This is a genomic window from Streptomyces sp. NRRL F-5122 (genome assembly GCF_001507435.1).
In the GTDB taxonomy this organism is placed as follows: Bacteria; Actinomycetota; Actinomycetes; order Streptomycetales; family Streptomycetaceae; genus Streptomyces; species Streptomyces lannensis.
The window spans coordinates 1-320 of sequence record NZ_LMWH01000171.1 but is presented as its reverse complement, the minus strand read 5'-3'; the positions used below and the strand labels follow the sequence as shown (position 1 = coordinate 320).

Genomic DNA, 320 nt, shown 5'->3' with positions numbered 1-320 from the left:
GCCGATGACGACGGCGAGTTCGACCTCGTAGTCGGTCTTCTGGGAGCGGCGGGGGGTGGGGTACCCGTGGTGGGGGGGCGTCCGGGTGGTGCGGGGCTTGGTGAAGAACGTGGGGGGGTCGGGGGCAAGGTCGATGGCGGAGGGGCCGCCGCCCCCGAGGACCCCATCGTCTTCCTAAACCCCCCGCCCCCCGTGGTCGGCCCCGACGACGAGGTCCTGCCCCCCCGCCGCTCCCAGAAGACCGACTACGAGGTCGAACTCGCCGTCGTCATCGGCCGCGAGGCCCGCTACCTGCCCGACGAGGCCGCCGCTGCCGCGTG

At 74.1% G+C, this 320-nt stretch carries 1 protein-coding gene and 1 pseudogene; one reads left to right on the top strand and one right to left on the bottom strand.

Features of this window, described 5'->3' with window-relative positions:
• Nucleotides 1-135 (bottom strand): fumarylacetoacetate hydrolase family protein (locus tag ADL25_RS52195; protein ID WP_420711346.1); only part of this gene is annotated, 135 nt, incomplete at its 3' end.
• Between the two features lie 6 nt (nt 136-141).
• Between ADL25_RS52195 and ADL25_RS50565 the strand changes: the two are divergent.
• Nucleotides 142-320: pseudogene (locus ADL25_RS50565) on the top strand (fumarylacetoacetate hydrolase family protein); the annotation flags it as partial.